This is a genomic window from Imhoffiella purpurea, assembly GCF_000585215.1.
GTDB classification, from domain to species: Bacteria; Pseudomonadota; Gammaproteobacteria; order Chromatiales; family Chromatiaceae; genus Imhoffiella; species Imhoffiella purpurea.
Map to the genome: position 1 here is coordinate 1 of NZ_AONC01000082.1, position 7,719 is coordinate 7,719.

Consider the following 7,719-nt stretch of genomic DNA (forward strand, 5'->3'; position numbering starts at 1 on the left):
GGGCGAGCATCTCCCCGCGAGCCTCGCCGGAGAGATGGGGGCTCGGGTGGACGAGGCCCTGACCGACTGGGCGGAGGATCCGCAGGGAATTGCCCGAGCCATCGGCACCGAGTTCCACTATCTGTTCCACAAGGCGGCCCAGCTCGCCGTGCAGTCGATCGAGCGCGAGGCCGAGACACGGGGCGCAGCGCCCCGGGACTATGCGACGACCCTGCTCGCCGCCGCGACCCGGCGCCTGGACGGAGAAATCTTCCTCGCGAGCTTCTGGATGGGCGACGGGGCGATCGCCGCCTACGGACCGCGCGGTCGGGTCCGTCTGATGGGCTCGCCCGACGGCGGCGAGTTCGCGGGCCAGACGCGCTTTCTCGACCGCGCCTCGATCTCGGATCAGGGGTTCGCCAAGCGCATCGGCATCGGACGCTTCGCCGACCTCGATGCCGTGCTGTTGATGACCGACGGCGTCTCCGATCCGCGCTTCGAGACCGACAACGGGCTGAGCGACCCGGCCCGGTGGGACGCGCTCTGGGACGATCTCGTCCCCCTGTTGGAGTCGCCGGATCCCGAGCAGCGCATCGCCGACTGGCTGGGATTCTTCTCGCCGGGCCATCACGACGACCGGACGATCGCGCTGCTGTGGTAGAAGCGGATAGAGCCGCCAGCTGCCAGCGACCAGCTTCCAGCGGTTGGGTTATGGTCTGTTCGTTGATCCAATAGCTGGAGGCTGGAGGCTGGAGGCTGGAGGCTGGAGGCTACTCTTATCACCAATCCACCGACCCCGCGTCGGTCCTGGAGCTGCCGATGACGCGAGTCGTCACCTGTAACACCTTCGACGGACAAGGGGTCGAATTCGTCGACGAGATCATCGGCTCGGGCGCGATGAAGGACGTCTATTTCGCCCCCGACCGATCCTATGTCGTCGCCTTCTACAAGACGCCGCAGGATGTTCAGGCGCGCGAGCGTCTGGAGATGATCGCCGGCAAATACCGCGAGAGCATCTTCAATCAGGTCGGCGGGGACTATTGGCGGAATCTCTATTGCTGGCCGACCGCCCTGCTGGAGCACGAGGGGCGCCTGGGGCTGGTGGCGCCGACCTATCCCAGTCACTTCTTCTTCGAGTACGGCTCGAAGAACGACGACATGCTGAGCATCAAGGGCAAGGAGAAGGAAGGCAAGTGGTTCGCCGCGGCCGGCCTGCGCAACCGCTTCGTCGACCCGCGCGAGCTCGGCAACTGGCTCAACCATCTCAAGATATGCCTGACGCTCGCGCGGGCCGTGCGCCGCATGCACATGGCCGGTCTCGCCCATTCGGACCTCTCCTACAAGAACGTCCTGGTCGATCCCTCCCAGGGGCTCGCCTGCGTCATCGACGTCGACGGCCTGGTGGTCCCCGGAAAGTATCCGCCCGACGTCGTGGGGACGCCCGACTTCATCGCCCCCGAGGTGGTGCGCACCAGCCATCTGCCCAAGGACGACCCCGAGCGCCGGCTCCCGCGACGCGAGACCGATCTGCACGCGCTCGCCGTCCTCATCTACATGTATCTGCTCTATCGCCATCCACTGCGCGGCGGCAAGGTCCACGACCTCGACGACGAGCAGCGCGACGAGACCCTCTCCATGGGCGAGCGCGCCCTCTTCGTCGAGCACCCGAGCGACGACAGCAACCGCATCAAGGTGGCCAACAGCAAGCCGAGCGAGCTCCCCTGGATCGATACCGAGCGTCTGCCCTTCACCCTCACCGGGCCCTATCTCTCCAAGCTCTTCCTGCAGGCCTTCGTCGCCGGCCTGCACGATCCCGCCCAGCGTCCCTCGGCGAACGACTGGGAGACGGCGCTGGTCAAGACGGCGGACCTCGTCCAGCCCTGTCTCAATCCCGACTGCGAGCAGAAGTGGTACGTCTTCGACAACTCGACCAGACCCTGCTGTCCCTTCTGCGGGACGCCATTCCAGGGCAAGCTGCCGGTGCTCAATCTCTATTCATCGCGCAAGGAGGGTCAGTACCGGCCGGACAACCACCGGCTCATGGTCTGGACCGGCCAGTCGCTCTTCGCTTGGCACGCCAACACCCTGATCGCACCGAACGAGAAGCTGACCGAGGCGCAGAAGCGGCGGGTGGGCTATTTCGTCTTCCACCGGAACGCCTGGTGGCTGGTCAACGAGAACCTTCCGGATCTCATGGACGTCTCGACCAAGACCTCCATCCCCATCGGCGGTCAGTTGGAGCTGAAGGACGGCCAGCAGATCCTGCTCGCCAGGGGAGACGGAGGACGGCTGGTCCTGGTGCAGATGGTCGACGCCTGACCCGGGATCGCGCGTTCCTTGGGAGCCATCCATCGATGCCCCCCCGATCGGTTCCGGGGGAATGCCCCCGGAACGGTTTCAGGCTCGAGTGTCGCGGTAGATGTGGTCGCGGGTGAGCGGCAGGTCGTTGTTGAGACCGTTGCTGAAGAGGATCTGGAACAGACGGTTGCCGCCGTGCGAGAAGGATGTGGTGGAGACCAGCCAGTAGAGACGCCATTGACGGGCGAAGCGCCGGTCGAAGCGCTCGCAGATCTCGTCGAAGTGGGACTCGAAGCGCTCCAGCCAGTGGTCGATCGTGAGCGCGTAATGGGGGCGCAGATTCTCGATGTCGAGAATGCTCTGCTTGTAGCTGGCCAGGTCGTGAACGACCTGCTCAAGGGCCGGCACGTGGGATCCCGGGAACATGTACTTCATGGTCCAGGGATCGTCCTCGTAGGGGGTGTCGTTGCCGATGCTGTGGAGCAGACCCAGACCGCCCGGTTCGAGCAGCTCGGAGATCTGCTTCACGCAGGTGGGGATGAATTTCTTGCCCACGTGCTCGAGCATGCCGATCGAGGACAGCTTGTCGAAACGCCCCTGAACCTCGCGATAGTCCTGATGGAGTACCCGGATGCGATCCTGCAGGCCGAGGCTGCGGATCCTCTCGTTGGCGAACGCGGCCTGGGGCTCTGAGAGCGTGGCCCCCACCCCGGTGATGCCGTAATGCTGCGCGGCGTGGATCAGCAGGCCGCCCCAGCCGCATCCGACGTCCACCAGCCGCTCTCCCGGCGCGAGCTGGAGCTTGCGGCAGACGTGATCGAACTTGTTGAGCTGAGCCTGCTCCAGGGAGTCGTCCGGGGTATGGAAATAGGCGCAGGTATAGGCCATGTTCTCGTCGAGGAACAGCCGATAGAAGTCGTTGCCCAGATTGTAGGCATGGGCGACATTGCGCCTGGACCCGCCGAAGGTGTTCTGGTTGCGCAGAAAGAGCAGGGCGAAGCGAATCTTTTCCGGCAGGGTCAGCGAATGCTCGCCGAAGTCCATCTGGTGACCGAGCACGAACAGCTTGCGGAAATCCCCCTCGACCTCGATCTCCTCGTCCATATAGGACTCGCCGAATCCGAGGAATCCGTCCCCGAAGGTGCGGGCCAGCGCATTTCGGGTCTTGAACCAGAGCACGAATTCCGGCTCCTCGTCACCGACCCGAATGCGGTCGTCGTCCCAGAAACGGACCTCGAACGAGGCACTCGGATCCACCTTCCCCATCAAATCGATGGCTGACTGCGCGGCATCTTTCATAGGCTTGGAATCGTACCCGATTGAAGACCGGCGACACTGATCGATTGGCCCGGTCCAATCGGCGGCACCTCGCCTCGGCTCATGGTCCGCGCCTCATCAGTGTCATCCCGAACGTATCGACGAGGCTCATTATCATCGAGCCCCGAATGGATGTCGATGAAGTCCGGAAACTTGGGTCGCCCCGGCCTACCGCCTATTGAAGCTGCGCCAGAATGCCCAGCACACCAAATAGGATGAGATAGAAGGCGACGATATAGCTCAGCAGCCTGGGCCAGACCAGAATCGCAATCCCGCAAAGCAGTGAAACGATCGGTGAAAGAATCATGATGCTCATGACGGACCTCCAGCATGATGTTGAATTCACACGTCCGAATCGCAGAGCACGCACGTCCGCATTCGGATCTGTCGAAGACTATGCTGGAAACATGCCAAGATGGCCTCCCAAGATGCGTTCGACCGAGAATGGTGAACCGCCCTCCCCGTTCAGCGAACCCGAATCAAGAAAAATTTTTTATTGAACAATATCTTGAATGCATTACATGACACAAATCGATCTTGATGGCAGACCGCCAAGACCAGCCGACGAACCCTGGATCCTCGAGGCTCGAAACAGGCTTCGGCGCCAGTCTGGTTGATATGAACCGGACAACCACCAGCCGGCTAGTCGACCTTGAACCTGTCGTGACAGGTCAGACACTGACGCATCAGCTTCCCGGTGAATTCCGCGAGGGTCCGAATCGCGCGCCGAGCCTCCGTCTAGCCATCCCCGGACGTCCGAGGCACCAGGTCTCGATAGGCGTGCCAGGTCGCATGGCCCACGAGGGGCACGGCCAGGAAGAGCCCGAGATAGAAGGTGAGCAGACCTGCCCCGACGATCACCACCAACAGGATGGCCCAGAGCAGCATGGGCAGCCAATTCCAGGCCACGGCCCTCAGGCTGGTGCGCATGGCGGTGAAACCGTCGATGGGCCGATCGATCAGCATGGGGATGGTGATGGCGCTGACGCAGAAGGCGCAGACCGCGAAGAAGGCACCCACGAGCACGACGGCGATCACCAGTATCCAGTGCTCGCCCGAGAGGACGACCGCGGGTATGAAGTCGTCCAGGGTGGGAAAGGGATCCTGGTAGAGCATGATGAAGAGGAAGACCGAGGCCAGAATCCACAGCTGCATGATGATCAGCAGGAACCCGGTCGCGATGCCCAGCTGGGCCTGATTGACCTTGATCGCCTCCACCACCTGACAATGCACCAGGGACTCGCCCCGCTCCAGCAGGTCGCTCATCCGATAGAGCCCGATCGCGAGCAAGGGCGCCATCAGAAAGAATCCGGCGGTGAGAAAGGGCACCAGAAAGCCGAGACGGCCGACCAGGGCCAGCACGAAGATCGAGGCGCTCAGGAGCACGATGGCTGCACCGTATCTCAGGCTATAGAAGGGAGCCGCCCGGATGTCCCCCCACCCTTTCTCGAGCCACCGCCAAGGGTGCCGCAGGGTCACCCGATTCACAGGAGGGTCTTGCTGGTCGGTCTGCGGCGGAACGCTGGTATCGCTCATCGACGATCCTCCAGTTACCTGGTTCATCGCCTGATTGTAGTTCCTGCGGCGCGCTCGGCCTCCTGAATCCCCCCCCGGCCGATCGCGCCCGACGTGGACGAACGGCCGTCGCAGACCGCATGCGGGGCGCGACGAAGCAAGGAGGAAATCGCCACCCCCGCAAGCATGCGGCAAGTCTTCAGAAGGTAACGAAATCCGCGCCCAGGGGCTGGGCTCGCGGAGCCCGAGCCAATTGGGTCGATTCGGGTGCGCGAGCGACCTTGACTCCAGCCGACGGCCTGTCCGGCGCGGGCACCTTGGCCTTGTCGCCGCCCATTTTGAAGAACCCCATCATGCTCTGCAGTTGTTCCGCCCGGCTGGTCATCTGCTCGGCGGTCGCCGCCAACTCCTCCGAGGCGGAGGCGTTCTGCTGAGTCGTCTGGTTGAGCTGCCCCATCGCCGAATTGATCTGGCTGACCCCCGTGGACTGTTCGTTCGAGGCCGCCGCGATCTCCTGCACCAGATCCGACGTCTTGGTGATGGCCGGCACGATGGCATCGAGCAGATCGCCGGCCTTCTCCGCGAGCTCGACACTGGAACTGGCAACCTCGCCGATCTCCTGCGCCGCCTCCTGGCTGCGCTCGGCCAGCTTGCGCACCTCGGCCGCCACCACGGCGAAGCCCTTGCCGTGCTCTCCGGCACGCGCGGCCTCGATGGCGGCATTGAGCGCGAGCAGATTCGTCTGATAGGCGATGTCGTCGATGATGCTGATCTTCTGGGCGATCTGCTTCATGGCGGACGCTGTCTCCTTGACCACGGCACCACCCTGCTCCGCCTCCTTCGCCGCCTTGGCGGCGACCCCGTCGGTCACGGAGGCGTTCTCGGTGTTCTGGGCCACGGAGGTGGAGATCTGTTCCATGGAGGCCGAGGTCTCCTCGACGCTGGCGGCCTGCTCGCTCGCGCCCTGAGACAGCGATTGAGCGGTCATGCTCACCTGGTCGGCCGCCGCGGCCATGTCCGACGCGGTGGCTCGGACATCGCTGATGATTTGAGCGAGCTTAAGCGCCGTCTCGTTGACGGCCTGGGCGATGGTCGAGTAGGTCTCGTGCACCTTCCGGGTCTCGGCATCGGCGGACGCGGGACTCAGAACGACGTCGAGATCCCCCTCGGACAGCTTGCGCAACTCGGCCACCAGCTTGGTGGTCTCCGCACCCTGGTATTCGGCCACCTTGGCGGCCACCCGGGCGGCCTGCTTCACGTCCGTCTGATCGACGATGATCTCGAAGGCTCCCACCATCCTTTCAGCCGCATCGCGCACCGGCACGCCCGTGTAGGAGATATCGAGGGGCTCGGATCCCGGCCGGGCCACCGTCTCGCTGCCGACGACCTGATCGATCGTCATCGCCCGCGCACAGGCGCAACGGTCGGTGCGGCAATCCGCCGTCTTGAAGTGATCGTAGCACTTGGTTCCCACGAGCTCGCCCGGCGTCCTGCCGCTCAGCTTGGCTCCCGCATGATTCATGTACTGGATTTCGTAATCCCGATTGATGACCATCGCCGGATTGGGAATCATGTCGATGAAGCCGGTGATCCGATCCAAGGCCGCGTTCAATCCCTCGAGCAGCTTGCGATAATCGCCCGTATGCTTCTCGCTGTCGCCACGCACCTTCAGGCGTCCATTGACCGCAGCCTCGGCAATGCGGTCCGTTTCTCCGATCAGGCCTTTCAGACTGGCCTGAACCTTGTTCACCGAGGTCAGCAGACGACCGGTTTCGTCCTTCGCCCGAGTCTGAATGGAAAAATCGAAATCGCCCTGGGCCATGCGATCCGCGGCGGAAACGGCCTGTCCCAATGGACGCACGACGCTGCGGGTCACCGTATAGGCGATGATGAAGGCCAGCAGCACGCTGAATCCGGCGAGACCCAGCATCAGCTCCCTTCCAAGCGTTGCGGTAGCGCTTGCGGAGTCACTGGCCTCCCGCATCAGACCCGCCTGATATTCGATCAGCTTATAGAGACTGTCGAAATTCGCTCTCTGGCCATCCCTTAGCCTGGTGACCAGGAACGTCTTGGCCTCTTCGCGGCGCCCCTCGTCGAGTAGACGCAGATACTCGTCCTGGGCCTCCCGCGCGTCCATTTCCGATTCGCGCACGGCCGCGAGACGAGCGATACCGCCTTCCGAACGGATGCCCTCGGCCAGCTTCGCCAGGTCATCGTCGATGACTGAGCGGGCCTCTTGCATACGCTTCCTTTCCGTTTCCAATTGACCTGAATCATCGAGGATATAGAGGTTGCGCACGACTCGAGCGATGGTGTTGACCTGATCGATCACGTTAGTGACCAGCGCCGTCTTCGGATAACGATCGTTGGCCACCAGGTCGAGATCTTGATGGAGTACGGAAAGCCGGCTTACACCGACAACGGCGATACCGATCAGCAACAGAGAAACGAGACCGAAGCCCAGCCCAAGACGCAAACCGATCTTGATGTTCGAAAACACGTTCAGTGCCTCCCGTTCGAGTAACCATCCCCCGGCAAAGCCGGGGGCTTTGAATTCGTGAGCCGCTCAAAGCGGCAAGGGGTCGCTAACGCGGCCCCACGGTATTAGGG

Annotated in this window: 6 protein-coding genes; 2 read left to right on the top strand and 4 right to left on the bottom strand. The window is 63.1% G+C overall.

Annotated features, from left to right (window positions below; genetic code table 11):
• A partial coding sequence (locus D779_RS19850) for a PP2C family serine/threonine-protein phosphatase (RefSeq protein ID WP_043757829.1) occupies nt 1-640 on the top strand: 640 nt, incomplete at its 5' end.
• 158 nt (nt 641-798) lie between these two features.
• Nucleotides 799-2,298, top strand: coding sequence for a helix-hairpin-helix domain-containing protein (locus tag D779_RS19855; RefSeq protein WP_043757832.1), 1,500 nt, complete (start codon nt 799-801; stop codon nt 2,296-2,298).
• 78 nt (nt 2,299-2,376) lie between these two features.
• Here the strand turns inward: D779_RS19855 and D779_RS19860 are convergent, their stop codons facing one another.
• From D779_RS19860 to D779_RS19870, 4 genes are all read right to left on the bottom strand, one after another.
• Nucleotides 2,377-3,576, bottom strand: a complete 1,200-nt coding sequence (locus D779_RS19860) for an SAM-dependent methyltransferase (RefSeq protein WP_043757837.1) — start codon at nt 3,574-3,576, stop codon at nt 2,377-2,379.
• 193 nt (nt 3,577-3,769) lie between these two features.
• Nucleotides 3,770-3,910: a DUF3096 domain-containing protein gene (locus D779_RS21900; RefSeq protein WP_081763623.1), complete on the bottom strand. Its 141-nt coding sequence runs from the start codon at nt 3,908-3,910 to the stop codon at nt 3,770-3,772.
• Nucleotides 3,911-4,332: 422 nt separating this feature from the next.
• Nucleotides 4,333-5,130, bottom strand: coding sequence for a DUF2189 domain-containing protein (locus tag D779_RS19865; RefSeq protein WP_043757839.1), 798 nt, complete (start codon nt 5,128-5,130; stop codon nt 4,333-4,335).
• Nucleotides 5,131-5,308: 178 nt separating this feature from the next.
• Nucleotides 5,309-7,609: a methyl-accepting chemotaxis protein gene (locus tag D779_RS19870; protein WP_052348312.1), complete on the bottom strand. Its 2,301-nt coding sequence runs from the start codon at nt 7,607-7,609 to the stop codon at nt 5,309-5,311.
• Nucleotides 7,610-7,719 lie beyond the last annotated feature (110 nt).